General features: G+C 71.7%; 21 protein-coding genes. 11 read left to right on the plus strand and 10 right to left on the minus strand.

The features are described 5' to 3' along the window. Positions 1 to 17: 17 nt before the first annotated feature. The 8 genes from AC0VYN_RS07070 to AC0VYN_RS07105 all read left to right on the plus strand — a co-directional run bounded on the left by AC0VYN_RS07070 (position 18) and on the right by AC0VYN_RS07105 (position 10046). Positions 18 to 1061: a 3-isopropylmalate dehydrogenase gene (locus AC0VYN_RS07070; protein ID WP_475535238.1), complete on the plus strand. Its 1044-nt coding sequence runs from the start codon at positions 18 to 20 to the stop codon at positions 1059 to 1061. A gap of 260 nt (positions 1062 to 1321) precedes the next feature. Next, complete coding sequence (locus AC0VYN_RS07075; protein ID WP_475535239.1) at positions 1322 to 2410, plus strand: branched-chain amino acid aminotransferase; 1089 nt, start codon at positions 1322 to 1324, stop codon at positions 2408 to 2410. 183 nt (positions 2411 to 2593) lie between these two features. After that, positions 2594 to 3322 carry an urease subunit gamma gene (gene ureA / locus AC0VYN_RS07080; RefSeq protein WP_475535240.1) on the plus strand — a complete coding sequence of 243 codons (729 nt, stop codon included), beginning with the start codon at positions 2594 to 2596 and terminating at the stop codon, positions 3320 to 3322. Beyond that, positions 3319 to 5034 carry an urease subunit alpha gene (locus AC0VYN_RS07085; protein ID WP_475535241.1) on the plus strand — a complete coding sequence of 572 codons (1716 nt, stop codon included), beginning with the start codon at positions 3319 to 3321 and terminating at the stop codon, positions 5032 to 5034. Before ureA ends, AC0VYN_RS07085 begins: the two co-directional genes overlap by 4 nt. Before the next feature lie 50 nt (positions 5035 to 5084). Then, positions 5085 to 6092 (plus strand): agmatine deiminase family protein, encoded by a 1008-nt coding sequence (locus AC0VYN_RS07090; RefSeq protein ID WP_385471640.1) that lies wholly within the window; start codon positions 5085 to 5087, stop codon positions 6090 to 6092. 9 nt (positions 6093 to 6101) lie between these two features. Continuing rightward, positions 6102 to 6710 (plus strand): TetR/AcrR family transcriptional regulator, encoded by a 609-nt coding sequence (locus AC0VYN_RS07095; RefSeq protein WP_475535242.1) that lies wholly within the window; start codon positions 6102 to 6104, stop codon positions 6708 to 6710. A gap of 309 nt (positions 6711 to 7019) precedes the next feature. Beyond that, positions 7020 to 8624, plus strand: coding sequence for a citramalate synthase (cimA, locus tag AC0VYN_RS07100; protein ID WP_475535243.1), 1605 nt, complete (start codon positions 7020 to 7022; stop codon positions 8622 to 8624). A 60-nt stretch (positions 8625 to 8684) separates the two neighbouring features. After that, entirely contained in the window at positions 8685 to 10046 is a 1362-nt protein-coding gene (locus AC0VYN_RS07105) for a hypothetical protein (RefSeq protein ID WP_475535244.1), read from the plus strand. Positions 10047 to 10086: 40 nt separating this feature from the next. Here the strand turns inward: AC0VYN_RS07105 and AC0VYN_RS07110 are convergent, their stop codons facing one another. Together AC0VYN_RS07110 and AC0VYN_RS07115 are read right to left on the minus strand one after the other, a co-directional pair. After that, positions 10087 to 10212, minus strand: a complete 126-nt coding sequence (locus tag AC0VYN_RS07110) for a hypothetical protein (RefSeq protein ID WP_475535245.1) — start codon at positions 10210 to 10212, stop codon at positions 10087 to 10089. Between the two features lie 112 nt (positions 10213 to 10324). Further along, entirely contained in the window at positions 10325 to 10933 is a 609-nt protein-coding gene (locus tag AC0VYN_RS07115; RefSeq protein WP_475536826.1) for a YceI family protein, read from the minus strand. A 169-nt stretch (positions 10934 to 11102) separates the two neighbouring features. On the opposite strand from AC0VYN_RS07115, the gene AC0VYN_RS07120 reads away from it, so the two are divergent. The 3 genes from AC0VYN_RS07120 (at position 11103) to AC0VYN_RS07130 (ending at position 15407) form a co-directional block, all read left to right on the plus strand. Then, the gene (locus AC0VYN_RS07120) at positions 11103 to 13454 is read left to right on the plus strand and encodes a polysaccharide lyase 8 family protein (RefSeq protein ID WP_475536827.1); all 2352 of its coding nucleotides are present in this window, start codon (positions 11103 to 11105) and stop codon (positions 13452 to 13454) included. A 154-nt stretch (positions 13455 to 13608) separates the two neighbouring features. Further along, the gene (locus AC0VYN_RS07125) at positions 13609 to 15192 is read left to right on the plus strand and encodes an acyl-CoA carboxylase subunit beta (RefSeq protein WP_475535246.1); all 1584 of its coding nucleotides are present in this window, start codon (positions 13609 to 13611) and stop codon (positions 15190 to 15192) included. Positions 15193 to 15209: 17 nt separating this feature from the next. Beyond that, the gene (locus tag AC0VYN_RS07130) at positions 15210 to 15407 is read left to right on the plus strand and encodes an acyl-CoA carboxylase epsilon subunit (protein ID WP_386923067.1); all 198 of its coding nucleotides are present in this window, start codon (positions 15210 to 15212) and stop codon (positions 15405 to 15407) included. A gap of 151 nt (positions 15408 to 15558) precedes the next feature. Here the strand turns inward: AC0VYN_RS07130 and AC0VYN_RS07135 are convergent, their stop codons facing one another. The 8 genes from AC0VYN_RS07135 to AC0VYN_RS07170 form a co-directional block, all read right to left on the minus strand. Further along, positions 15559 to 16140, minus strand: coding sequence for a GTP-binding protein (locus tag AC0VYN_RS07135; protein ID WP_043432136.1), 582 nt, complete (start codon positions 16138 to 16140; stop codon positions 15559 to 15561). Continuing rightward, entirely contained in the window at positions 16121 to 16693 is a 573-nt protein-coding gene (locus AC0VYN_RS07140; protein WP_475535247.1) for a DUF742 domain-containing protein, read from the minus strand. The genes AC0VYN_RS07135 and AC0VYN_RS07140 overlap by 20 nt, the downstream gene beginning before the upstream one ends. A gap of 95 nt (positions 16694 to 16788) precedes the next feature. After that, a complete protein-coding gene (locus AC0VYN_RS07145; RefSeq protein ID WP_004983065.1) occupies positions 16789 to 17202 on the minus strand; it encodes a roadblock/LC7 domain-containing protein in 414 nt (137 codons plus the stop codon). Between the two features lie 10 nt (positions 17203 to 17212). Next, positions 17213 to 20494 carry a sensor histidine kinase gene (locus tag AC0VYN_RS07150; RefSeq protein WP_475535248.1) on the minus strand — a complete coding sequence of 1094 codons (3282 nt, stop codon included), beginning with the start codon at positions 20492 to 20494 and terminating at the stop codon, positions 17213 to 17215. Between the two features lie 404 nt (positions 20495 to 20898). Beyond that, entirely contained in the window at positions 20899 to 21474 is a 576-nt protein-coding gene (locus AC0VYN_RS07155) for a GTP-binding protein (RefSeq protein ID WP_161164401.1), read from the minus strand. Continuing rightward, positions 21455 to 21853 carry a DUF742 domain-containing protein gene (locus AC0VYN_RS07160; protein ID WP_003997626.1) on the minus strand — a complete coding sequence of 133 codons (399 nt, stop codon included), beginning with the start codon at positions 21851 to 21853 and terminating at the stop codon, positions 21455 to 21457. Before AC0VYN_RS07160 ends, AC0VYN_RS07155 begins: the two co-directional genes overlap by 20 nt. A 111-nt stretch (positions 21854 to 21964) precedes the next feature. Then, positions 21965 to 22378 carry a roadblock/LC7 domain-containing protein gene (locus tag AC0VYN_RS07165; protein ID WP_003993189.1) on the minus strand — a complete coding sequence of 138 codons (414 nt, stop codon included), beginning with the start codon at positions 22376 to 22378 and terminating at the stop codon, positions 21965 to 21967. Between the two features lie 9 nt (positions 22379 to 22387). Beyond that, positions 22388 to 26203: a nitrate- and nitrite sensing domain-containing protein gene (locus tag AC0VYN_RS07170; RefSeq protein WP_475535249.1), complete on the minus strand. Its 3816-nt coding sequence runs from the start codon at positions 26201 to 26203 to the stop codon at positions 22388 to 22390. Positions 26204 to 26428 lie beyond the last annotated feature (225 nt).

Here is a 26428-nt window from a genome sequence, read left to right on the forward strand (position 1 = left end):
AGGGGTAGGGTGCGGTCATGTCTCGCAGCCTCAATCTCGCAGTGATCCCGGGTGACGGCATCGGCCAGGAGGTCGTGGCCGAAGGTCTCAAGGTCCTCTCCGCCGTCCTTCCGCAGGATGTGAAGCTGGAGACCAGGGAGTTCGGCTTCGGCGCCCGGCGCTACCACGCCACCGGGGAGACCCTCACCGACGCCGACCTCGACGCCCTCAAGGCGCACGACGCCATCCTGCTCGGCGCGATCGGCGACCCGTCGGTGCCCTCCGGAGTGCTGGAGCGCGGCTTCCTGCTCAAGCTCCGCTTCGCCTTCGACCACCACGTGAACCTGCGTCCGTCGAAGCTCCTGCCCGGTGTCGCCACGCCGCTCGCCGGCCAGCCGGAGATCGACTTCGTCGTCGTCCGCGAGGGCACCGAGGGTCCGTACACGGGCAACGGCGGCACCATCCGCAAGGGCACCGAGCACGAGGTCGCCACCGAGGTCTCCGTCAACACGGCCTACGGTGTCGAGCGCGTCGTCCGCGACGCCTTCGCCCGCGCCCAGGCCCGCCCGCGCAAGAAGCTGGCGCTGATCCACAAGAACAACGTGCTGACCTTCGCCGGTCACCTGTGGACCGACGTCTTCAACAAGGTGGCCGAGGAGTTCCCCGAGGTCACCACCGAGTACATGCACGTGGACGCGGCGACGATCTACCTCGTCACGCAGCCCGAGCGCTTCGACGTGATCGTCACCGACAACCTCTTCGGCGACATCATCACCGACCTCGCCGCGGCCGTCTCCGGCGGCATCGGCGTCGCCGCGAGCGGCAACATCAACCCGTCCGGCGAGTTCCCCTCGATGTTCGAGCCGGTGCACGGTTCCGCGCCCGACATCGCCGGCCAGGGCAAGGCCGACCCGACCGCCACGGTCCTGTCCGTCGCCCTGCTGCTGCGCCACCTCGGCCACGAGGCCGAGGCGACCCGGATCGAGGAGGCCGTCGCCGCCGACCTCGGCGAGCGTGTCGGCAAGCCCGCCCGCAGCACCTCCGAGATCGGCGACGCGCTCGCCGTACGAGTAGCCGGCTGACCTGTCGCGCTATTCGATCCCCACCCTTTCGAAGCCGTCGGGTCCCCCACACAAGGCGCCCGGCGGCTTTCTCCTGCGTCCGCCGGGTGCGACCATCGAACCCTGGGCCGCATTCACCCTGTTTCATCCGTCGCAGCCCGCGCGCGATAATCGGACGCGAAGCCGCGACATGAGGGAATGCTCGGACGTCCTAGCACTGGCCACCGGCCGTACGGGCGTGAACGCGGCCCGTCACGACAACCGGTGAAGGACATCAGCCCATGACGACGCCCACGATCGAGCTCAAGCCGTCCGCCAACCCGCTCTCCGACGCCGAGCGGCAGGCGATCCTGGCCAACCCGGGGTTCGGCCGCCACTTCACCGATCACATGGTGACGATCAAGTGGACGGAGGGGCGCGGCTGGCACGACGGGCAGCTCGTCCCGTACGCCCCCCTTTCTCTCGACCCGGCCACCATGGTCCTGCACTACGCGCAGGAGATCTTCGAGGGCCTGAAGGCCTACCGCCGCCCCGACGGCTCCGTCGCCACCTTCCGCCCGGAGAAGAACGCGCAGCGCTTCCAGGCGTCCTCGCGCCGCCTCGGCATGCCGGAGCTGCCGGTGGAGACGTTCATCGAGGCGTGCGACGCGCTGGTGAGCCAGGACCGGAACTGGGTCCCGGCGCACGGCGGCGAGGAGTCCCTCTACCTGCGCCCCTTCATGATCGCGACCGAGGTCGGCCTGGGCGTCAAGCCCGCCAACGAGTACCTCTTCATCGTCATCGCCTCCCCGGCCGGCGCCTACTTCCCGGGCGGCGTGAAGCCGGTCTCCATCTGGGTCTCCGAGGACCGCGTCCGCGCCGTCCCCGGCGGCATGGGCGACGCCAAGACCGGCGGCAACTACGCCGCTTCGCTGCTCGCGCAGGCCGAGGCCGCCGCGAAGGGCTGCGACCAGGTCTGCTACCTCGACGCGATCGAGCGCACGTGGGTCGAGGAACTCGGCGGCATGAACCTGTACTTCGTGTACGGCGACAGGATCGTCACGCCGTCCCTCACCGGCTCCATCCTGGAGGGCGTCACCCGGGACTCCCTGCTCACCGTCGCCCGCGACCTCGGCTACAAGGCCGAGGAGGGCCGCGTCTCGGTGGAGCAGTGGCAGCGTGACTCGGAGAACGGCACCCTCACCGAGGTCTTCGCCTGCGGCACGGCCGCCGTCATCACCCCGGTCGGCACGGTGAAGCGGGCCGGTGCGGAGTGGCAGCAGAGCGGGGGCGAGCCGGGTGAGGTGACGCAGCGCCTGCGCGCCGCGCTGCTCGACATCCAGCGCGGCACCGCCGAGGACACGCACGGCTGGATGCACCGCCTGGCCTGAGCCGCGCGACATCGAAGGGCGGGGCCCGCTGAGGGCCCCGCCCTTCGACGTTCCACCGCCCCTCCGGCCCATTAGAGCGTTACTCAAACTTATCTCGCTCATTCAGGCCCCCTCCCTTTCCTCCCGCACGTCTCGTGCTTAGAGTGTCGTTCAAACGCGAGTGACGCAAGGAGGTGCCGTGGCGTGCGACTGACTCCCACGGAACGTGACCGGCTGCTGCTCTTCGGGGCCGCGGAGCTGGCCCGTGCCCGCCGGGCCAGAGGGCTCCGGCTCAACGTGCCGGAGGCGACCGCCCTGATCGCGGACACCGTGTGCGAGGCCGCCCGCGACGGTGCGCGGCTCGCCGAGGCCGTCGAACGCGCCCGGTCCGTCCTCGGCCCCGACGACGTGCTGCCCGGGGTCGCCGACGTGGTCACCGAGGTCCACGTGGAGGCGGTCTTCGACGACGGCACCCGGCTCGCGGTCGTCTCCGACCCCATCGGCTGGGGGTCCCCCCGCGAAGCAGGGGGAGGGCTGGGCGACCGGGCCCCGGGCGCGCTGCTGCCCGGACCGGGGCACTCCGAGCCGGAGGCGGTGATCCGGCTGACCGTCGCCAACACCGCCACCGTCCCGGTCTCCGTCACCTCCCACTTCCACTTCTTCGAGGCCAACCCGCGCCTGGACTTCGACCGCGGGCGGGCCTACGGCATGCGCTTGGCCGTGCCCGCCGGGTCCTCCGTCCGCTTCGGGCCGGGGGAGAGTGCCGAGGTCGGGCTCGTGCCCATCGGCGGGCGCCGCGTCGCGATCGGGTTCGCCGGTCTGGTCGACGGCCCGCTGGACGCGCCGGGCGCCAAGGAGGAAGCCCTCCGCAGGGCCGCTGCCTGCGGATATCTGGGCGCCGCACAGGAAACGCCGGAAGGAGGCGAGCGATGAGCCGCTCGAAGGGACGGGAGATCAGCGAGGCGATCCACGTCGACCCCCGCGCCTACGCCGCCACGCACGGCCCGCGTGCCGGTGACCGCGTCCGCCTAGGCGACTCGGGGCTGACGATCCGCGTCGAGTCCGACGCCCAGCGGTACGGTGACGAGTTCCTCGCCGGCTTCGGCAAGACCGCCCGCGACGGACTGCACCTCAAGGCCGCGGCCGTGCGCGAGACCTGCGACGTCGTCATCGGCAACGTCGTCGTGATCGACGCCGTGCAGGGTATCCGGAAGGTCTCCATCGGCATCCGCGAGGGCCGGATCCACTCCATCGGCCGGGCCGGCAACCCCGACACCCTCGACGGCGTCGACGTCGTGGTCGGCACCGGCACGTCCATCGTGTCCGGCGAGGGCCTCGTCGCCACCGCCGGAGCCGTCGACACCCACGTCCACCTGCTCTCCCCGCGCATCATGGAGGCCTCGCTCGCCTCCGGCGTGACGACGATCATCGGCCAGGAGTTCGGCCCGGTCTGGGGCGTCGGCGTCAACTCGCCCTGGGCGCTGAGGCACGCGTTCGGCGCGTTCGACGCCTGGCCGGTCAACATCGGCTTCCTCGGCCGGGGTTCCTCCTCCCACGAGGCGCCGCTCGTGGAGGCCCTGGCCGAGGGCGGGGCGAGCGGCTTCAAGGTGCACGAGGACATGGGCGCCCACACGCGCGCGCTCGACACGGCGCTGCGCGTCGCCGAGGAGCACGACGTCCAGGTCGCCCTGCACAGCGACGGCCTGAACGAGTGCCTCTCCGTGGAGGACACCCTCAGCGTCCTGGAGGGCCGCACCATCCACGCCTTCCACATCGAGGGCTGCGGCGGCGGACACGTCCCCAACGTGCTGAAGATGGCCGGCGTCCCCAACGTCATCGGCTCCTCCACCAACCCCACCCTGCCCTTCGGCCGGGACGCGGTCGCCGAGCACTACGGCATGATCGTCTCCGTCCACGACCTCAAGACCGACCTGCCGGGCGACGCCGCCATGGCCCGCGACCGCATCCGCGCCGGCACCATGGGCGCCGAGGACGTGCTGCACGACCTGGGCGCGATCGGCATCACCTCCTCCGACGCCCAGGGCATGGGCCGGGCCGGCGAGACGGTCCGCCGCACCTTCGCCATGGCCGGCAAGATGAAGGCCCAGTTCGGCGCCCCGGACGACGACAACGACAACGACCGCGTCCTGCGCTACATCGCCAAGCTGACCATCAATCCCGCCATCGCCCACGGCCTGTCCCACGAGGTCGGCTCGATCGAGACCGGCAAGCTCGCCGACATCGTCCTGTGGCGCCCGGAGTACTTCGGCGCCAAGCCGCAGCTCGTCCTCAAGTCCGGCTTCCCGGCCTACGGCGTCGTCGGCGACCCGAACGCGGCCACCGACACCTGCGAACCCCTCGTCCTCGGCCCGCAGTTCGGCGCGCACGGTGCCACACCGGCCGATATCTCGGTGGCCTTCGTCGCCCGGGCCGCCCTCGACCAGGGCCACGACACCATGCCGACCCGGCGGCGCAGGGTCGCCGTGCGCGGCACCCGCGGCATCGGCCCCGCCGACCTGCGCCTGAACTCCCGTACCGGACAGGTCGACGTGGACCGGCGCACCGGCCTGGTCACCCTGGACGGCGAACCGCTGCGCTCCGAACCGGCCGAGTCCGTCTCCCTCAACCGTCTCTACTTCCTGTGAAGGCTCCCGTGAAGGCACCCGCCACGACCCCCGCCGCCGACGGTTTCCGCATGCCCCCCGAGTGGGCCCCGCACGAGCGCACCTGGATGGCCTGGCCCGGCCCCAACCCCACCTTCGACACCCCGGACGACCTGGCCGCCGCCCGCACCGCCTGGGCGTCCGTCGCCCGCGCCGTGCGCCGCTTCGAACCGGTCACGGTGGTGTGCGGCCCGGGCCAGTCCGCCGAGGCGCGGACGCTGCTGGGCGACGGCGTCGAGACGGTGGAACGCGAGCTGGACGACGCCTGGATGCGCGACATCGGCCCCACCTTCCTCACCGACGGGAGCCGGCTGGCCGCCGTCGACTGGACCTTCAACGGCTGGGGCGCCCAGGACTGGGCCCGCTGGGAGCACGATGCGAAGATCGGGGCGTACGTCGCGGACCTCGCGGGCGCCCGGACGTACGGCTCGCCGCTCGTCAACGAGGGCGGCGGCATCCACGTCGACGGCGAGGGCACGGTGCTGCTCACCGAGACCGTCCAGCTCGGCCCCGAGCGCAACCCCCACCGGAGCCGCGAGGAGGTCGAGGCGGAGATCCACGCCCACCTCGGCACCAGCAGGGCGATCTGGCTGCCGCGCGGCCTGACCTCCGACTATCCGCCGTACGGCTACGGCACCCTCGGCCACGTCGACATCGTCGCCGCCTTCGCCGCCCCGGGCGTCGTCGTCGCCCACCATCAGCCCGACCCGGCCCACCCCGACCACGAGGTCACCAAGGAGGCCATCGGCGTCCTGCGCGCGGCCACCGACGCCCGCGGCCGCGCCCTGGAGGTCGTCGAGATCCCCGCCCCGACCGTCCTGGAGGCCGACGGCCACTGGGCCGACTACTCCTACATCAACCACTACCTCTGCAACGGCGGCGTCGTCCTGTGCGCCTTCGACGACCCGCGCGACGAGATCGCGGCCGGCATCCTCCGCCGCCTCCACCCGGGCCGCACGGTGACCCTCGTGGACGCGCGTACGATCTTCGCGGGCGGCGGAGGCATCCACTGCATCACGCAGCAGCAGCCGAGGATCTAGGAGCGCGACATGACCGGTGGTGGGCGCAGACAGGCCCCGCCGCGGGAGGACGTGCTCGCCGCCGCCATGGAGATGATCGCCGAGCGCGGTCTGGAGAAGCTCACCATGGCGGCGCTCGGCCGCGAGGTCGGCATGAGCAGCGGCCACCTCCTGTACTACTTCCACTCCAAGGACGAGCTGCTGCTGCGCACCCTGGAGTGGAGCGAGGGCCGCCTCGGCGCGGAGCGCGCCCGCCTGCTCACCCGGACCGGCCCGGCCCGCGAACGCCTCGCCGCCTACGTCGACCTGTACGTGCCCGACGGCCACCGCGACCCGCACTGGACACTGTGGCTGGAGGTGTGGAACCGCTCGCAGAGCGCTGCCGTCGAATCCGACGCCCGCGACCGGCAGGCCGCCATCGAGGGCGCCTGGCACCGCGACCTGGTCGCCCTGCTCGCCGAGGGCGTCTCGCGCGGCGAGTTCCGCCCCGTCGACCCGGACCGGTTCGCGGCCCGTCTGCGCGCCCTCCTCGACGGTTTCGCCATCCACGTGGCCATCGGTCTGCGCGGCACGGACCGGGCCCAGGTCCTCGCGCACGTGGGGGAGTTCGTCGCCGAGGGCCTCTACGCGGAGCCGTGACGCGGACGGGCCCCGCTCGCATCCTGAGACGGACGGTGAGAAGGCGGACGGACTGTGCCAGACTGCCGCCGTGCTCTCGTTCGCCATGATTATTGGCAGCAGGCGCGCCGGTCCGCAGTGACCACCACGTACGACCAGGTACGGGTGGACACCGTCGTCCTCGACCCGCGCGCAGACCTCTCGCACCCGCGAGGGGTTTTTCGTTTTCCTGGCCCACCCGAAGCCGGGAGGAGAGCGCGAGGGATCATAGACGGACGGTGGAGCCGGTCATTCCGGTAGACCGAGATCCCCAACAGGAGCCTTCAGATCATGACCGCAACCAGCGAACTCGACGATTCGTTCCACGTCTTCGACACCACCCTGCGCGACGGCGCGCAGCGGGAGGGCATCAACCTCACGGTCGCGGACAAGCTGGCCATCGCCCGGCACCTGGACGACTTCGGCGTGGGCTTCATCGAGGGCGGCTGGCCGGGCGCGAACCCGCGCGACACCGAGTTCTTCGCCCGCGCCCAGCAGGAGATCGACTTCCGGCACGCCCAGCTGGTCGCCTTCGGTTCCACCCGCCGCGCCGGAACGACCGCGGCAGAGGACCCGCAGGTCAGGGCGCTGCTCGAGTCCGGCGCCCAGGTGATCACGCTGGTCGCCAAGTCCCACGACCGGCACGTCGAACTGGCGCTGCGCACCACGCTCGACGAGAACCTGGCCATGGTCGCGGACACGGTCTCCCACCTGAAGGCCCAGGGCCGCCGGGTCTTCGTCGACTGCGAGCACTTCTTCGACGGCTACCGCGCCAACGCCGAGTACGCGAAGGCCGTCGTCCGCGCCGCCTCCGGAGCGGGCGCCGACGTCGTCGTCCTGTGCGACACCAACGGCGGCATGCTCCCCGCCCAGATTCAGGCCGTGGTCGCCACGGTGCTGGCCGACACCGGCGCCCGGCTCGGCATCCACGCCCAGGACGACACCGGGTGCGCGGTCGCCAACACCCTCGCGGCGGTCGACGCGGGCGCGACCCACGTCCAGTGCACGGCGAACGGCTACGGCGAGCGCGTCGGCAACGCCAACCTGTTCCCCGTCGTGGCCGCCCTCGAGCTGAAGTACGGCAAGCGGGTACTGCCCGAGGGACGGCTGCGCGAGATGACGCGGATCTCCCACGCCATCGCCGAGGTCGTCAACCTCACCCCCTCCACCCACCAGCCCTACGTCGGCGTCTCCGCCTTCGCGCACAAGGCCGGCCTGCACGCCTCGGCGATCAAGGTCGACCCGGACCTGTACCAGCACATCGACCCCGAGCTGGTCGGCAACACCATGCGCATGCTGGTCTCCGACATGGCCGGCCGCGCCTCCATCGAGCTCAAGGGCAAGGAACTCGGCATCGACCTCGGCGGCGACCGGGAACTGGTCGGCCGGGTCGTCGAGCGGGTGAAGGAGCGCGAGCTCAAGGGCTACACGTACGAGGCCGCGGACGCGAGCTTCGAACTGCTGCTGCGCGCGGAGGCCGAGGGCAGGCGGCTGGAGTACTTCGAGGTCGAGTCCTGGCGCGCGATCGTCGAGGACCGCCCCGACGGCACGCACGCCAACGAGGCCACCGTGAAGCTGTGGGCCAAGGGCGAGCGCATCGTCGCCACGGCCGAGGGCAACGGCCCGGTCAACGCCCTGGACCGCGCCCTGCGCGTCGCCCTGGAGAGGATCTACCCGGAGCTCGCCAAGCTCGGCCTCGTCGACTACAAGGTGCGCATCCTGGAGGGCGTGCAGGGGACCCAGTCCACGACCCGGGTCCTCATCTCCACGTCCGACGGGACGGGCGAGTGGTCCACGGTCGGCGTCGCGGAAAACGTCATCGCCGCCTCCTGGCAGGCACTGGAGGACGCGTACACGTACGGCCTGCTGCGGGCCGGCGTCGCACCGGCCCGGTGAGCGAGGCTTTCCTCCCCTCACCGGTGTCTCATTGATGAGGATTCGGGTACTTTCGAACGTATGAAGGGCGCCCGTACGCAAGTCCTCATACGCCTGCTGGTCGTGCCGGTCATCGCCGCCCTCGCGGTGCTGATGGCCGGCGCGCCCGGCGCCCACGCGGCCACGGACGTGTCCGAGATCGGCGCGGCCCTGCGCGAAAGTCCCGTGTACGTGGACCCGGCCGCCTCCGACCTGCTGTCCAAGGCGGACGCCGAGTCGCTCGCCGACAAGATCAAGAGCGCGGACGAGCCGGTCTTCGTGGCGGTCCTGCCCGCCGACTACCCGACGCAGAACCTCTTCCAGAACCTCCGCACGGAGACCGGCATCACCGGCCTGTACGGCATCCGTCTCGGCGACCGCTTCGACGCGCGCGCCGACAGCAGCGTGCTCAGCCGCCAGGGCGTGAACAACCTGGTGACGGCCGTACAGGGCGCCGGCGATCCCAAGGCCCAGCTCAACGACTTCGTCGACGACGCGCTGCGCAGCGTGCGCGGCTCCGCCCCGGCGTCCTGGGACTCGGGCGGCTCCACCGTCCCGACCGGCGCCCTGATCGGCGCCGGCGCGGTCGTGGTGGTCGGCGGCGCGGGCGCCTACGCGGTGGTGCGGCGCAACCGGCACCGCCGCGAGCAGGAGCAGCGGGCCGCGCTGGAGCGGCTGCGGGTGGTGGTCGACGAGGACATCACGGCGTTCGGCGAGGAACTCGACCGCCTGGACTTCCACCCCGCCGAGCCCGGTGCGGACGACGCGATGCGCGCCGACTACGAACGCTCCCTGGACGCCTACGACCAGGCGAAGACGTCCATGGCGGACGCCCGCCGGCCGGAGGACGTACGGGCCGTCACCGAAGCTCTGGAGGACGGCCGCTTCTCCCTCGCGCAGCTCTCCGCCCGCCGTGCCGGCAGGCCACTGCCGGAGCGCCGCCCGCCCTGCTTCTTCGACCCGCGCCACGGTCCGTCCGTGGCCGACGCGACCTGGACGCCGCCGGGCGGCGTCACCCGTGAGGTGCCGGTCTGCGCGGCCGACCGGACCCGCCTGACCGACGGCCGGGACCCCATGGTCCGCGAGGTGGACACCGACCACGGCCGCCGCCCGTACTGGGACGCGGGCCCGGCCTACGGCCCCTGGGCGGGCGGCTACTTCGGCGGCGGCATCCTGCCCGGCCTGCTGGTCGGCACGATGCTGGGCAGCATGATGGCCACCCCCACCTACGCGGCCGACTACGGGGCCGGGTACGGCGACTTCGGTGGGTACGGCGGAGGTGACGTGTCCGGCGGCGACTTCGACCCCGGCGACTTCGGCGGCGGCTTCGGGGGCGGTTTCGGCGGCGGTGACTTCGGCGGCGGTGACTTCGGCGGCGGAGGGGACTTCGGCGGGGGCTTCTGAGACAGCCGCCCCCGCCGCAGGCCGGCCGGCGGTGCTCCGGTCAGGCCCGCGTCGTGCGCCACGCCCGGGCCGCGCCCAGCAGACGCGGGCTGCGCAGGGCCCCCAGCTCGCCCCGCAGCGGGGGAGCGGCGGCCCCGGCCGGCACCGACCGGGCGACGGCGGCCACGGCGGGCACCGACAGCGGGGCCACCGCCCAGAAAGCCGGCCGGCCCGGCCGCCGTATCGGGTCCGGGCCGCCGCCGGCGTGCACTTCGCCGCCCCCGAGGGGGCGGGGAGGCTCACGCCTGCTTGATCGCCGAGATGTCGAAGTTCAGCTTGATCTTGTCGGACACCAGGACGCCACCCGTCTCCAGGGCCGCGTTCCAGGTCAGGCCCCACTCGGAGCGCAGGATCTCCGCCTTGCCCTCGAAGCCGACGCGCTCGTTGCCGAAGGGGTCCTTGGCGGCGCCGTTGAACTCCAGGTCGATGGTGATCGGCTTGGTGGTGCCCAGGATCGTCAGGTCGCCGGTGATGCGGTAGTCGTCCCCGCCGAGGGCCTCCGCCTTGGTGGAACGGAAGGTCATCGTGGGGAACTCGTCCGTCTTGAAGAAGTCCGCGCTCTTCAGGTGGCCGTCGCGGTCGGCGGACCCGGTGTCGATGCTGTCCATCGTGATGTCGAGGGTCGCCGTGGAGTCGGCCGGGGCGGAGCCGTCCAGGTGCAGCGTGCCGGTGAAGTCGAGGAACTTGCCCTTGACGTTCGTGACCATGGCGTGCCGGGCGACGAAACCGATCGTGGTGTGCGACGGGTCGATCGCGTAGTCGCCGGTGAGGGCGGCCAGGTCCGCGTTGACCGCGGCGGCGGGGGTGGCAGCGGCGGGGGCGGCGGACTTGTTGCCGAAGAGGCCCATGACGTTCTCCTTGGTGTTCGTCGTGTTCGTTGAATGTTCAAGCAGTTCCAACGAGAACGACCGTAGACCTATTCCGTTCAATGTTCAACATCATTTGGGAAGTTTCTCGGAGGGATCATCTGGACGGTGTGCTTCCGCCTCCGTCGCGGACGTGGTAGATGCCATGGACATGACTTCTCCGTGGCGTCATGCCCACCGGAACACCGCCGCTCCCACCCGCCGCACCGTCCTGCTCGCCGCGGCCCTCGCCGCCGGCCTCGCCCCGGCGCTCACCGCCCCCGCCGCAGCCGCCGACGACCCCTACGCCACCCTCCGACGGCGCTGGCTCGACATCGCCCTCGGCACCGGCTACGACCCGGCCGCCGAACCCTACGCCGCACGCCTCGCCGAGACCGGCGAACGCGCCCGCGCCTTCCGCGCCACCCTGGCCCCCACCCCCACGTCACTGTGGTCCGGCCACCCCTTCGACCCGCCCGCCGGCATCACCTTCAGCTACGGCCGGCTGTGGACCATGACGCAGGCGTACGTCCAGCAGGGCACCGGTTCCACCGGCGACGCGACGCTCCTCGCCGACATCCTGCGCGGCCTCGACCACCTCTCGACCACCGTCTACAGCCCCGCCACCACCCGCTACGGCAACTGGTGGGAGTGGCAGATCGGCAGCCCGCGCCTGCTCATGGACATCACGGCCGCCCTGTACGACCACCTCGGCACCGATCGCGTCGCCGCCGCCTGCGCCGCCGTCGACCACTTCGTCCCCGACGCGATGCTCGGCGACTACACCGGCACCTCCACCGGCGCCAACCGCGTCGACCTGTGCCGCTCCGTCGCCCTGCGCGGCATCCTGGGCCGCGCCCCCGCCAAGATCGCCCTCGCCCGCGACGCCCTCTCGCCCGTCTTCCCGTACGTCACCGAGGGCGACGGCCTCTACGCCGACGGGTCGTTCGTCCAGCACACCTGGGTCGCCTACTCGGGCACGTACGGCCAGGTCATGCTGGACGGACTCGGGCGGCTGTTCACCCTGCTCGCCGGGTCGGAGTGGGAGGTCACCGACCCGGGCCGGCAGACCGTACTCGACAGCGTCGAGCGCGCCTACGCACCGCTCGTCCACGACGGCCTGGTCATGGACGTGGTCAACGGGCGTGCCATCAGCCGCGGGCTCCTCGCGAGCGACGACCTGCACGTCATGCGCAGCGACCACTTCCACGGGCAGCAGCTCATCGCGGCCATGGCGGTCCTCGCGGGCGGGGCGAGCGAGGCCGAGCGCGACCGCTGGCACGCGCGGATCAAGGGCTGGATCGCACGCGACACCGTCACGCCCGTCCTCACCGCGCCTCAGTTCGGCGTGGCCGACCTGGCCCGGCTGCGGGCCGTCGCCGACTCGCCCGTCCCGGCGGCACCCGAGCCCACCGGCCACCACCTCTTCGCCGCCATGGACCGTGCCGTGCACCGCCGGCCCGCCTTCACCGCGGGCCTCGCCATGGCCGGCGACCGCATCGCCCACTACGAGTGCGGCAACGGCGAGAACCCCCGCGGCTGGCACACGGGCTCCGGGATGCTCACCTGGTGGGCCGACGGAAGCCGGTCCGACCAGTACACCGACTGGTTCTGGCCGACCGTCGACTGGTACCGCCTGCCCGGCACCACCGTTTCCACTCGACGGCTGCCCGACCGGGCGGGCGGCGAGTGGGGCGAGCCCAAGCCGGACGTGCGCTGGGTCGGCGGGGCGACGGACGGCGAGTACGCCGCCGTCGGCCAGCACCTCAAAGGGCTCGGCTCCACCCTGGAGGCCCGCAAGTCGTGGTACTTCCTGGCCGACGCCGTGGTCTGCCTGGGAGCCGGCATCACCTGCGCGGACGGCGTCCCCGTCGAGACGGTCGTCGACAACCGCAATCTGGGCGAGGGCGGCACCCAGGCCCTCACCCGCGGCCGGGACTGGGCCCACCTGGAGGGTCACGGCGGCTGGGTCGTGCCCGACGGCCCGCTGCACACCCTGTGCGAGGACCGCACCGGCGCCTGGTCCGACATCAACACCACCAGCACCACCGAGCGCCGCACCCGACGCTGGCAGACGCTCTGGCTGGACCACGGCACGGACCCGGACGACGCCGGGTACGTCTACGTCCTCATGCCGGGAGCCTCCCGCCGGGCGGTCGCCCGGCGCGCCGCCGACCGCGTGTGGATGACGGTCCTCGCCAACGACGACCGGTGCCAGGCCCTCGCCGTGCCCTCGCTCGGCGTGACGGCGGCGAACTTCTGGCGGTCCGGCACGGCCGGCCCCCTCACCGCGACGGCGGGGGCGAGCGTGCTGGTCCGCCGCCGGGGCCGTACCGCTACGCTCTGCGTGAGCGAACCGCCGCGCACCGGCGCGCCCCTGGAGATCGTCTGGGATCATCCGGTGCGGGGTGTCGAGAGGGCCGACGAGTCGGTCGAGATCCTCGCCACGGGCCACCGGCTGCGCCTCCGTGTCACTCCAGGGGTGGTATGTACCACCCACGAATGTGAGGTGACTCTCAGCTGACGGCTTTGTGTGACCCCTACAAGGCTCAGGGCCTCTGAACAGTCGAAACGGCTGCATGCCGTCAGGGTTCTGTTCAGGGGTACTAGGAAAACACGCCGGAGACTGTACGGAGTCGACGGCTCGCTTTCGCCGGTCGGCTTCGTAGAGTCGCTACATGACCGTTTTGGATGAGGCGCCGGGTGAGCCGACGGACGCGCGCGGGCGAGTAGCCGAACTGCACGAGATCCGTGCCCAGGCGCTGGCCGGGCCGAGCGAGAAGGCGACGGCGGCGCAGCACGCCAAGGGCAAGCTGACCGCGCGCGAGCGGATCGGGCTGCTGGTCGACCCCGGTTCCTTCCAGGAGGTCGAGCAGCTGCGCCGGCACCGGGCGACCGGCTTCGGCCTGGAGGCCAAGAAGCCCTACACCGACGGTGTGATCACCGGCTGGGGCACGGTGGAGGGCCGCACGGTCTTCGTCTACGCCCACGACTTCCGCATCTTCGGCGGCGCGCTCGGCGAGGCCCACGCCACGAAGATCCACAAGATCATGGACATGGCCATCGCGGCGGGTGCTCCACTGGTCTCCCTCAACGACGGTGCCGGCGCCCGCATCCAGGAGGGCGTCAGCGCCCTGGCGGGCTACGGCGGCATCTTCCAGCGCAACACCAGGGCCTCCGGGGTCATCCCGCAGATCTCGGTGATGCTCGGCCCGTGCGCGGGCGGCGCCGCCTACAGCCCGGCGCTGACGGACTTCGTGTTCATGGTCCGCGACACCTCGCAGATGTTCATCACCGGCCCCGACGTCGTCAAGGCCGTCACCGGTGAGGAGATCACCCAGAACGGCCTGGGCGGCGCCGACGTCCACGCCGAGACCTCCGGCGTGTGCCACTTCGCCTACGACGACGAGGAGACGTGCATCGCCGAAGTGCGCTACCTCCTGTCGCTGCTGCCCCAGAACAACCGCGAGAACCCGCCGCGCAGCGAGTCGTCGGACCCGGCGGACCGCCGCGGGGACACCCTCCTCGACCTCGTCCCGGCGGACGGCAACCGCCCGTACGACATGACGAAGGTGATCGAGGAGATCGTCGACGACGGCGAGTACCTCGAGGTCCACGAGCGCTGGGCCCGCAACATCATCTGCGCGCTCGCCCGCCTGGACGGGCAGGTCGTCGGCATCGTCGCCAACCAGCCGCAGGCCCTGGCCGGCGTCCTGGACATCGAGGCCTCCGAGAAGGCCGCCCGGTTCGTGCAGATGTGCGACGCCTTCAACATCCCGATCGTCACCCTCCTGGACGTCCCCGGCTTCCTGCCGGGCGTCGACCAGGAGCACGGGGGCATCATCCGCCACGGCGCCAAGCTCCTGTACGCCTACTGCAACGCCACCGTGCCGCGGATCTCGCTGATCCTGCGCAAGGCCTACGGCGGCGCCTACATCGTCATGGACTCCCAGTCCATCGGCGCCGACCTGACGTTCGCCTGGCCGACCAACGAGATCGCCGTGATGGGCGCCGAGGGCGCCGCCAACGTCATCTTCCGCCGTCAGATCGCCGACGCCGAGGACCCCGAGGCCATGCGCGCCCGCATGGTCAAGGAGTACAAGGCCGAGCTGATGCACCCCTACTACGCGGCCGAACGCGGCCTCGTCGACGACGTCATCGACCCCGCCGAGACCCGTGAGGTCCTCATCCGCTCCCTGGCGATGCTCCACACCAAGCACGCCGACCTGCCCTCCCGCAAGCACGGCAACCCGCCGCAGTGACCCGAGGAGCCACTCCCATGTCCATTTCCGACATCCGCGTCGAGAAGGGCCACGCCGAGCCCGAGGAAGTCGCCGCCATCACGGCCCTCCTGCTGGCCCGTGCCGCCGCCCGCCCCGCCGAGATCGCCCCGACCCACGGCGGCGGCCGCGTCCGCGCGGGCTGGCGCCGCCTGGAGCGCGAGCCCGGCTTCCGCGCCCCCCACAGCTGGCGCTGACCGCACCGAAGAGGCCCCCTCCACCAGGAGGGGGCCTCTTCGCGTTCCGGAGCAGGACCGGCAACCGCCCCCCGGGCACACAACAGCCCCCGGCAGCCAGTGGCCGCAGGGGGCGGTGCGCGACCCGGCGTGACGGGTGCGGGGTGCTCGTCTAGCGCAGGCGCGCCATCAGCGCGTGCTCCACGAGAGTGATGAGCGCCGACTTCGCGTCGGCCCGGTGCCGTGCGTCCGTCGTGATGATCGGGGTGTCGGGGCCGATCTGCAGCGCCTCCCGGACCTCGTCCGGGTTGTACGGCTGCTGCCCGTCGAACCCGTTCAGGGCGATGACGAACGGCAGGCCGCTGTTCTCGAAGTAGTCGACCGCCGGGAAGCAGTCGGCCAGACGCCTCGTGTCGACCAGCACGACCGCGCCGATGGCGCCGCGCACCAGGTCGTCCCACATGAACCAGAAGCGGTCCTGGCCGGGCGTGCCGAACAGGTAGAGGATCAGGTCCTGGTCGAGCGTGATACGGCCGAAGTCCATGGCGACCGTGGTGGTCGTCTTGTCCCCCGTGTGGGTGAGGTCGTCGATACCCGCGGACGCGGATGTCATCACGGCCTCTGTGCGCAGCGGGTTGATCTCCGAGACGGCGCCGACGAACGTGGTCTTGCCCACGCCGAAACCGCCCGCCACCACGATCTTCGCGGACGTGGTGGAGCGGGAAGGCCCTCCGCTAGAGCTTGCGAAGTCCACTGAGCACCCTTTCGAGCAGTGTCACGTCTGGCTGGCCGCCGGCGTTCTCGTCGCCGCCGGGCTGATGGATGGCGACCAGGCCCGCCTCCGCCAAGTCGGCGACGAGGATCCTGGCCACGCCGAGAGGGATCGTCAGCAGGGCCGAGATCTCGGCCACCGACTTGATCTCCCGGCAGAGGTTGCAGATCCGCTGATGCTCGGGCAGCTGGCCCTGCATCTGGTGCGGCTGCGCGGTGGTGTGCACCAGCGCCTCGATGGCGAGCTGGTAACGCGGCCTGGTGCGGCCGCCCGTCATGGCGTACGGACGCACCAGGGGGTTGTTCGACGCCCCCGCGGGCGACGGCTCGGGGGCGCGGCGCTGCGGCTGCACGGGCTGGATGCGCGGAGCGTGCGGCTGGTCGTACGGCGAAGGGCCGGGGCCCTGCGGCGCGTACGGCTGCCGGTGGCTCGGGGCGGAGGGGAAGCCGTACCCGTTCGCCGAGCCGTCGTTCTGGCCCTGCGCGGGGCCGTACGACCAGTTGCCCGAAGACGGACCGTCTGGGGGTGTTGCCACTTTTCTCCTCCTCCGACTGTGCCTGGCATCCAGCGCTGTGGAGCCGCGTCCCGAAACTTTACGGGCACGGGACGCCAAAACGCACCGTCTGTCCTTTAGTTGAGAAGGCTCCCCTGGAGCTCGGCTCGCAGATCCGGCGTCAGGACAGTGCCCGCACGGTCCACCAGAAGGGCCATCTCGTACCCAATGAGGCCGATGTCCGCCTCCGGGTGTGCGAGAACCGCGAGCGAGGAACCATCGGAAATGGACATGATGAAGAGGAATCCCCGCTCCATCTCCACAACCGTCTGGTTCACGCTGCCGCCCTCGAAGATGCGCGAGGCACCGGCGGTCAGCGAGGTCAGACCGGAGGCGACGGCCGCGAGCTGATCGGCGCGGTCGCGGGGGAACCCTTCGGACATCGCCAGAAGGAGTCCGTCGGCGGAGACCACCACCGTGTGGGACACCCCCGGGGTGTTGTCCACGAAGTTGGTGATCAACCAGTTCAGGTTCTGTGCCGCCTGGCTCATCGGGCTCACACTAACGCTCCTGGTTGTAGGTGCTGTCAGGACCACGGTGTTCATTCCTTGTGTCCTGGCCGTTCGTTTCACTGCCTGCGGTGCGGCCTCGTTGGACACCGCGTCGCAGGTTGCTCAGCCTGCCCCGGACGTCCTCCGGGGCGCGGGAGACCTGTGGGCCCCCCTGGGGAGTGGTTTCGGCGGCGCCCTCGACCAGGTTGGCCTTGGGAACCCGCCGCGGCAGGCCGGAGGAGGTCACCCCGCCCGCCTTCGGCTTGCGCAGCTGGGAGGCCTGCTGCCAGCGCTCGTCGTTGGCCGAGCGCCAGTCGTCGGGGCCGTCCGCCGCCGGAGCAGGTGCCGGTGCCTCGTGGTCCACGAGCCCCGCGTCGCCCTGACCGCCCGCGGGGGAACCGCGGCGCGGAAGGCCGGCGTCGGTGAGCTGCTGGGCGGCGGAGGGGGCCGGTCCCGGACGGTCGAAGCCTACGCGGTCCGCGTCGGCCACGTCAGCGGCCTGCGCGGAATCCGTCTCGGGCGTATCCGCAGGGTACTGGGCCTGGTAGCCGTTGTGGTAACCGTCCTGCTGGGGCCAGTCGTCCTGGTGGCGCCGCTGCTCGAAGGCCGAGTAGGGGTCCTGGGCGCCGGATTCGGCCGGCTGGTGCCCGCCCCGGCCCGGTTCGGCGTACGACGGGTCGGCGTAACCGCCGTTCGGCGCGTAGCCGTCACCCTGGGGCAGGCCGCCGTTCGGCGCGTAGTACTGCTCCTCGTACGACGTCTGCTGCGGATCCGCGTACGCCTGCTGCTGGTCGGCATAGGACGAGGGCCGGCCGTAGGAGCCGCTCTGCTGTTCCTGGTAGCCGTCCTGGCCCTGGCCGTAGACCGGCTGCTGCCCGGTGAACGGGTCTTGGTACCCGGCGGCCTCGCCGTTGCCGTGGCCGCCGGGGTCCGCCGGACCCGGCAGCTCGGGCTGCGACTGGGCCTCCAGGGCGGCGCGGCGCTCCTCGCGCATCAGCGAGCGGCCGACGGGGTCGAGCTCGCGGATGTCGTCGGGGACCTCGGTGTAGCGGCTGTCGTCGAAGCCCAGTTCCGCGGCGGTCCGCATGGGCTGGCCGACCTGGCCGAAACCGTCGCCCCGGAAGTCCTGCTCCGGGATGATCTGCGAGACGGTGAACTCGTCGCGCTGCATCTGCTGCTCTCCGCCGCCACCGCCGTGTGTGATGGCGTCCGGGAGCATGACCAGCGAGGTGGTGCCCGCCTGCTCGCCCGAGGGACGGAGCTGGACGCGGATGCCGTGCCGGTCGGACAGCCGGCCGACCACGAACAGGCCCATGCGCTGCGAGATCGCGGCGTCCACGGTCGGCGGGTTGGCCAGCTTGTGGTTGATGTCGGCGAAGTCCTCGGCGGTCAGGCCGATGCCCTTGTCGTGGATCTCGACCATCACACGGCCGTCGGGCAGCCGGGTCGCGGTGACGCGGACCTTGGTCTGCGGGGAGGAGAAGGTGGTCGCGTTCTCCAGGAGCTCGGCCAGCAGGTGCACGAGGTCGGTCACGGCCCGGCCGTGGATCTCGGCCTCCGGCACGCCGGACAGCTCGATGCGCTCGTACTGCTCCACCTCGGAGGAGGCCGCGCGCAGCACGTCGACCAGCGGGACCGGCTGGTCCCAGCGGCGGCCGGGCTCCTCGCCGGCGAGGACCAGCAGGTTCTCGCCGTTGCGGCGCATACGGGTGGCGAGGTGGTCCAGCCGGAAGAGGTTCTCCAGCTGGTCGGGGTCGGCCTCGTTGTTCTCCAGGTCGGTGATCAGGCTCAACTGGCCCTCGATCAGCGACTGGTTGCGGCGCGACAGGTTGGTGAAGATCGCGTTGATGTTGCCCCGCAGCAGGGCCTGCTCGGAGGCGAGCCGGACCGCCTCGCGGTGCACCTGGTCGAAGGCGCGGGCGACTTCGCCGATCTCGTCGGTGGAGCTGATCGGGATCGGGGCCACCCGGGTGTCGACCCGGCCGGGGTCCGTGCGGGAGAGCTGGTCGACCAGCGACGGCAGCCGCTGCTCGGCGATGCCGAAGGCGGCGTTGCGCAGCTGGCGCATGGAGCGGCTCATCTGGCGGGCCACCATGCCGGCCAGCACGAAGGCGGCGAGCAGGGCGAGGACGACCGCGGCACCCGTGATGTAGGCGTCCTGCTCGGCGTCGTCGGCGATGGCGGAGGCCTCCGCCACCGCCTTGTCGGCCATGTCCGACTCGATCTTGCCGTAGGCGTCGAACTTGAGGGTGTTGACCGCCCACCAGTTCTCCGGCGTGATGCCCTGCGCGGCCAGCGCGGCGCGGGCATCGGCGTCCGTGGAGTCCAGGCCGGCCAGCTCGGAGATCATGGTGGTCGGGTTGGCCGGCGGCGGTACGTAGTCCGGGTCCTTGGCCTTGGCCTCCTTGGCCATGGCCGCGCCGTCCTCCTTGAGCTTCGTCTCGGCGTCCTCGAGCTTCTGCGCGTCCGCCTCGGTGCCGCCGCCGATGTACTCCTCGACGGCGATGCGCTCGAGGTAGGCGTAGGACGAGAGGGCGACGCGCTGGCTGGCGAGGTGGCTCGGCTCCGGACCCGGCTTGACCAGCATGTGCATGCCGATGGAGCGCTCCAGCGAGAGCGCCGCCTTGGTCAGGGAGATCGCGTAGACGGTACGGCCGTAGGAGGTGATGTTGCCGGTGCCCAGACCGAGCTCGTTGGCGAACTCCATCAGCGGGTGGGCGATCCCGGTGTAGCCCTCTTCCGTCTCCACACCCTTGAGCTTGGAGGTGTAGGCGGTCGCGCGCAGGGTCTGGAGCTTGGGCTCCTGCTCGCGGAACACCTTGAGCCGGCGTTCCAGACCGGCCTTGGCCGGCATGTTCTGGGCGGCCTCGTCGAAGGTGTCGGCGGCGTCGTCCGTGGCCCCGCGGGCCTTGGCGACGGTCGCGTCCTTCTCGTCCTTGCCCTGCAGCAGCGGTGCGGCGGTGAGGTCGCGCTCGTTGTAGAGGGCACTGGCGTAACCGAGGGAGGCGCGCACCAGGCGTGCCGTGTTCTCGGCGTCCTTGGCGTCCTGCCAGGTGTCGATCGAGCTCTTCACCTGGAAGCCGCCCATGACGAGGCCGACCAGCACGGGTATGAGCAGGATCGCGTTCAGCCGGGTGGTCACCCGCCAGTTGCGCGGGGTGAAACGGCCGCCGCTCGGGGCGAGCGCGGCCGTAGGCTCCGAAGCGGGCACGGGGGCGGGTGCCGCTGCACGCGGCGGCGGGGTGAAGTTGCCCCGGGCCGATGGCTCGGGACTGCTCTTGCTTCGCCTCACTCGACCAACAACCTCTCGGCGGTCGGCACCTACGTCGTGCCGCTGTGTATCAGCGCCCAGTACGCCATCGAGTACGTGCTACTGCTGAGTACGTCTTTGACCATTGGGCAGTTCTCGCATTCCAGCACGACGACCTGCGCTCTTCCAAACAGTGGAACGAGCGGGTTACACGTGATGTAAGCCCCAGATAAAACGGTCAAAAAGAGCGAGGCCCGCCAAAAGACGGGGCCTTCGTGCGCACAGCGACACCGGTCGACCGCGAGCTGTGTCGGTACCACCCGATTCCTCTGCCGAAACGTTATGAACGCCGGAGCCGGCCGTGTCGAAGGACACAGCCGACTCCGGTACGTCTACGACAACTGCCGTAGTCCCTTGCCGAATTGGATCTTTCCGGCCGCGGGGGCCTACCGGAGACGCGCCATCAGCGCGTGTTCCACCAGCGTGATCAGCGCACTCTTGGCGTCGGCCCGGTGTCGCGCGTCGGTGGTGATGATCGGGGTGTCGGGGCCGATCTGCAGCGCCTCGCGCACCTCGTCCGGGGTGTACGGCTGCTGCCCGTCGAACCCGTTGAGCGCGACGACGAACGGCAGACCGCTGTTCTCGAAGTAGTCCACCGCCGGGAAGCAGTCGGCCAGCCGGCGGGTGTCGCACAGGACGACCGCGCCGATGGCGCCGCGCACCAGGTCGTCCCACATGAACCAGAAGCGGTCCTGGCCGGGCGTGCCGAACAGGTACAGGATCAGGTCCTGGTCGAGCGTGATGCGGCCGAAGTCCATGGCGACCGTGGTGGTCGTCTTGCCCCCGGCATGCGTGAGGTCGTCGATCCCCGCGCTGGCAGAGGTCATCACGGCCTCCGTACGCAGCGGGTTGATCTCGGAGACGGCGCCCACGAAGGTGGTCTTGCCGACACCGAAGCCACCGGCCACCACGATCTTCGCGGAGGTGGTCGCCCGGCCTCCGTCAGAGCTTGCGAAGTCCACTGAGCACCCTTTCGAGCAGTGTCACGTCCGGCGCACCGCCGTTGTTCTCGTCGCCGCCCGGCTGGTGGATCGCGACGAGCCCGGCCTCGGCGAGGTCCGCGACCAGGATCCTGGCCACACCCAGCGGCATGGACAGCAGCGCCGACACCTCCGCCACCGACTTCACCTCGCGGCAGAGGTGGCAGATGCGCTGGTGCTCGGGAAGCAGCCCCATGAGCGCTGCCGGGTCGGCCGTCGTGCTGATCAGCGCCTCGATGGCGAGCTGGTAGCGCGGCCTCGTCCGGCCGCCGGTCATCGCGTATGGACGTACCAGCGGCTGGTCGCCCTCGTCCTCGTACGGCTCCGCGTACGGATCATGAGAGGCGGTGGGCGGGGTCATGAATCCTCCGGGCGGGACAGCAGGTCGGTCAGTCGTGCCGTCTGACGAGGCCGGTGGGGGGATTGTGGCGGCCGGACGGTGATTTGGTGAGACGGGTGGTGCCGGGGCCGATCAGTGGAGCAGACTGCCTTGCAGTTCGGCGCGCAGATCCGGGGTGAGGACCGCGCCCGCGCGGTCGACCAGCAGCGCCATCTCGTAGCCGACGAGGCCGATGTCGCACTCCGGGTGCGCGAGAACGGCGAGGGACGAGCCGTCCGAGACGGACATGAGGAAGAGGAACCCGCGTTCCATCTCCACGACCGTCTGGGCGACGCTGCCGCCCTCGAAGATCCGGGACGCCCCGGCCGTCAGCGAGGTCAGCCCCGAGGCGACCGCCGCGAGCTGATCGGCGCGGTCGCGCGGGAAGCCTTCCGACATCGCCAGAAGGAGTCCGTCGGCGGACACGACGACGGTGTGGGACACCCCTGGGGTGTTGTCCACGAAATTCGTGATCAACCAGTTGAGGTTCTGTGCCGCCTGGCTCATCGGGCTCAACTAACGCTCCTGCTGGTGAGTGGGCCGCGGGTAGCTGCCGGTCTGGTTGGTACCGGCCTGACGGCCCTGTGCGATTCCCCGACGGAGATTGGTCAGCCGGCCGCGCACCTCGTCGGGCGCGCGCGAAACCTGCGGACCGTTCTGGTGCGACTGCTGCTGAGCCGTGCCCGGGACCAGGTTGGCCCGGGGTACGCGGCGCGGCAGACCGGAGGTGGTGACACCGCCGGCCGCGGGCTGCCGGACGCGTTCGGCCTGCCGGACGAGGTCGTCGTTCGGCGAGCTGCGCCAGGCGGAGTCGGCGGGCCGCTGGGGGGCCGCCGGGGTCTGGGGCTGGGCCTGCGGTTCCGCGGCGGGCGCGGGTGCGGGGGCGTTGTTCTCCGCCCGCTCCCTGCGGTCGCCGTGGAACCAGTTGGTCTCCAGCGTGTCGTACAGCGGGGTGCGTCCGTCGCCGGGACCGGCGGCCGGCGGCAGGGCCCAGCCGTCGGCCGGCCGCTGCTGGGCCGGGGCACCGTGGCCGGGCTCCTGCTGGGCGGGACGCTGCTGCGGGGCCGACGGGCGCGGGGCGCCGAAGTCGTTGCCCGCGGAGGCGCCGTTCACCTGAGGACGCTCGAACTGGCCGGTGACGGCGGGGTCCTGACGGCCCGGCAGGCGGTGCTGCCCGGTCGAGCCGTCGCCGTACGCCGGGGCGCCCGGGAACTGGCCGGTCAGGGAGGGGTCGCCGGGACCCTGCTGGGCCGGCTGCCCCCCGAAGACGTCCGAGCGGACGAACGGCCCGCCGTCGTGCTGCGGGGCGGCCGGCTCGGGCCGCGAGAACTGGTCGTTGTGCGGGGCGTTCGCGCCGCCGTGGCCGTACGGGTCCGCGGCCGGCTGGGCGAACTGGCCCGTGGTCAGCGGGTCGTCCCGGCGCGGCATCGGGGCGTCGAAGTCCGGACGGGCGAACTCCGCCGTGGCGCCGGGGCCCTGGCTCTCGTCGAACCCGGGGAACGCCGGCATCTCGGACGTCGCGCCCGGACCCTGCTGGTCGCCGAAGCGCGGCGCCCGGTCCGTCCGGGAGGAGTCCGGCTCCTCGTGGCCGCGCGGGGCGTCCAGCGAGGCACGCGGCACGGGCGGCTGCGCGTTCTCGTCGCTCCAGCTCGGCACGCGGGGCTGCTGGTCGCCGCCGGGCAGCTCGGCCCGCGGACCACCGCGCGGCGGGAGCTGCGGACGACGGCCCTGCTCGGCGTCGCCGTTGCCCTTGTTCTTGCGCTTGCCGCGCTGCGGCGGCACCGGGGCACGGCCGCCGAAGGCGTCCTGGCCCTGCGGGGCGTTCATGCCCGCGGCCTGCAGACCCTGCGGAGCACCGGGCGTCTGACCCGCGCCGGCCGGAGCCTGCCGGCCCTGCTGGCCCTGCTGGTTCGGTGCCGCGGGGGACTGGGGTCCGCGCGCGCCACCCGGCGCACCCGGACGGCCGCCGGCGTCCCGCCCGGGCAGCGCGGCCCGCGGGCCCTGACCGGCACCGAGCCGGCCACCGCCCTGGGGACCGGCGCCGAAGGCGCCGCCACCGCCGAGCGCGCCGCCGTTCTGGCCACCGCGCCGGGCCGCCGCGACACCCGCCGCTGCCTGGGCCGCGGCCGGACCGCCGCCGCCCGCGGGCTGCCCCGGCTTGGGCTGCGGCTTGCGGCCGCCCTGGGCGACGTCGACGGGCAGCATGACCAGCGCGGTCGTGCCGCCGGAGTCGGACGGACGGAGCTGGATGCGGATGCCGTGGCGCTGCGACAGGCGGCCGACCACGAACAGACCCATGCGCCGGGAGACCGAGACGTCCACGGTCGGCGGCGAGGCGAGCCGCTCGTTGATCGCGGCGAGGTCCTCGGGGGAGAGGCCGATGCCGGTGTCGTGGATCTCGATCAGCACGCGGCCGTCGGGCAGCGCGTGACCGGTGACCTTGACCTTGGTCTGCGGCGAGGAGAAGGACGTCGCGTTCTCGAGCAGCTCGGCGAGAAGGTGCACGAGGTCGTTGACCACGCGGCCGGCGACCTCGGTGCTCGGCACGGAGGCCAGCTCGATCCGCTCGTACTGCTCCACCTCGGAGGCGGCGGCGCGGAGCACGTCGACCAGCGGGACCGGACGGGTCCACCGGCGGCCGGGCTCCTCACCGGCGAGGACGAGGAGGTTCTCACCGTTACGGCGCATGCGGGTGGCGAGGTGGTCGAGCTTGAACAGCGAGGAGAGCTGGTCCGGGTCGGCCTCGCGCGACTCCAGTTCGGAGATCAGCGAGAGCTGACGCTGGATGAGGCCCTGGGAGCGGCGCGAGAGGTTGGTGAACATCGCGTTGACGTTGCCCCGCAGCAGGGCCTGCTCGGCGGCCAGGCGGACCGCCTCGCGGTGCACGTCGTCGAAGGCCGCGGCCACCCGGCCGATCTCGTCCCGGGAGTGCACACCGACGGACTCCACCGAGGTGTCGACGTCCTGCGGGTCGGTCTCGGAGAGCTGCTTGACCAGCTCGGGCAGACGGTCCTGGGCGACCCTGGTCGCGGTGTCCTCCAGGCGGCGCAGCGAGCGGATCATGGACCGGGCCACGACGAACGCGCCGACCAGCGAGACGCCGAGCACGAGCAGGATCAGCACACCGGAGACGATCGCCTCCTGCTCGGACTCGCTGCGCAGCTCGCGGGCCTTCTGCTCCATGTCCTCCAGCAGGCGGAGCTCGATGTTCTTCATCTGCTGGATCTTGGTGGAGCTGTCGTCCAGCCAGTCCTGGTACGAGCGTTCGTCGAGGTCGGCCAGGCCGTTGACCCGGCCGAGGGCACGGCCGGCGTACTGGTCGGAGGACTCGATGACCGGGTTGCCCTGGGAGATCGGCTTGAGGAGGTCCTCGGCGCCGTCGCCGTAGATGCTGGTGAAGCTGCGGATCTCGGACGTCTGGCTCTGCAGCGCGGACTGGGCGTAGAGCCGGTCGTTCTCGGAGAGCTCGCCCTTGGTGGTGTTGCTCGCCGGGAGCGCCGCCGCGAGGACCGCGCGCTGGATGGACGCGTACTCCTTGGCCGAGGAGAAGGCCGCCAGGGCACGCGTGCGCTGGATCATCTCGGGGTTGCTGGTGGCCTCCGCCATGTCCTGCGAGAGGTCGAGCAGGTTGGTGATCAGGCGGTGGTAGGCCTCGACGGTCTGGGTCGAGTTCTTCTTGGCCGTGTAGGCGGTGCTGCGGATCTTGTTCAGGTCGTTCAGATCGCTCGCGAGGCCGACGAGGCTGTCGCGGACACCGACGAGATTGCCGTCCTTGCTGGCGGCGTCGATCTCCTCGGACTGGTCGAGGAAGTTCTTCAGCGCCCGGTCGGTCTTCTCCCGGTCGCCCTTGACGGCGATCGCGCTGGACGTCGAGCCGTGCGCCAGGGGGCCGGCGGACTGGTCGCGCTCCTCCTGGAGCGCGGCGGCCAGCTCGGTGGCCTGCTTGGTCATCTCCGTCAGCAGCTTCATGTTGTCGAGCTGCTGGATGTTGTCCATCGACTCGTTGATGCGCAGCGCGCCCAGCGAGGTGGCCGCGACCACCGGGAGGGCGAGCAGCGACACGAGACGGGTGGAGATCCGCCAGTTGCGCAGGGCTATGCGCGGGCCCGGGCCGGTCGAGCCCGTGGCCGGCTTCGCGGGCTTCTTCTGGCCGGGAGCCGACGAGTCCGCTCCCTGACCGGGGCGCCCGGAACGGTCGCCGCTGTCGCCGGACTGGGCCTGACCCGGGTTCTGGGCGTGCTGGGGCGAGGAGCTGACGGCCCTGGGGCCATTCCCGCCGTGCGGCTCCGGCTCCGCCGAAGCGCTGCCATCCCTCTTGAAACGTCCCTGCACTAGCGTCGCAACCTCTGGACCAGGCACCCGGCCGCGTGAACGGCTGGGCACGGTGTCGGCGTCATGGGGGCGCCCTGAATACGTCCCCCTGGCGGTCGTGAGTGACCGGCGCTGGTTCCCCCTTACGTGCCGCCGCTCGGCGCTGTGGTGCGCCCCCTGCGCGCCGGCTCGATCCTGCGGCGGTCCGTGGAATTCCAGCACAGTGCCGGATCTCCAACAAGGCCC

It is taken from the genome of Streptomyces sp. 63XJN7_1_ISO-PGPR-S23-121 (genome assembly GCF_056173025.1).

Excerpts from the sequence above, each read along its gene's own strand:
- AC0VYN_RS07095 (WP_475535242.1), top strand. The coding sequence starts at position 6,102 with ATGACCGGTGGTGGGCGCAGACAGGCCCCGCCGCGGGAGGACGTGCTC.
- AC0VYN_RS07145 (WP_004983065.1), bottom strand. The coding sequence starts at position 17,202 with ATGAGCCAGGCGGCACAGAACCTGAACTGGTTGATCACCAACTTCGTG.
- AC0VYN_RS07120 (WP_475536827.1), top strand. The coding sequence starts at position 11,103 with ATGACTTCTCCGTGGCGTCATGCCCACCGGAACACCGCCGCTCCCACC.
- AC0VYN_RS07075 (WP_475535239.1), top strand. The coding sequence starts at position 1,322 with ATGACGACGCCCACGATCGAGCTCAAGCCGTCCGCCAACCCGCTCTCC.
- AC0VYN_RS07160 (WP_003997626.1), bottom strand. The coding sequence starts at position 21,853 with ATGACCCCGCCCACCGCCTCTCATGATCCGTACGCGGAGCCGTACGAG.
- AC0VYN_RS07105 (WP_475535244.1), top strand. The coding sequence starts at position 8,685 with ATGAAGGGCGCCCGTACGCAAGTCCTCATACGCCTGCTGGTCGTGCCG.
- AC0VYN_RS07085 (WP_475535241.1), top strand. The coding sequence starts at position 3,319 with ATGAGCCGCTCGAAGGGACGGGAGATCAGCGAGGCGATCCACGTCGAC.
- AC0VYN_RS07070 (WP_475535238.1), top strand. The coding sequence starts at position 18 with ATGTCTCGCAGCCTCAATCTCGCAGTGATCCCGGGTGACGGCATCGGC.
- AC0VYN_RS07130 (WP_386923067.1), top strand. The coding sequence starts at position 15,210 with ATGTCCATTTCCGACATCCGCGTCGAGAAGGGCCACGCCGAGCCCGAG.
- AC0VYN_RS07125 (WP_475535246.1), top strand. The coding sequence starts at position 13,609 with ATGACCGTTTTGGATGAGGCGCCGGGTGAGCCGACGGACGCGCGCGGG.
- AC0VYN_RS07165 (WP_003993189.1), bottom strand. The coding sequence starts at position 22,378 with ATGAGCCAGGCGGCACAGAACCTCAACTGGTTGATCACGAATTTCGTG.
- cimA (WP_475535243.1), top strand. The coding sequence starts at position 7,020 with ATGACCGCAACCAGCGAACTCGACGATTCGTTCCACGTCTTCGACACC.
- AC0VYN_RS07115 (WP_475536826.1), bottom strand. The coding sequence starts at position 10,933 with ATGGGCCTCTTCGGCAACAAGTCCGCCGCCCCCGCCGCTGCCACCCCC.
- AC0VYN_RS07090 (WP_385471640.1), top strand. The coding sequence starts at position 5,085 with ATGCCCCCCGAGTGGGCCCCGCACGAGCGCACCTGGATGGCCTGGCCC.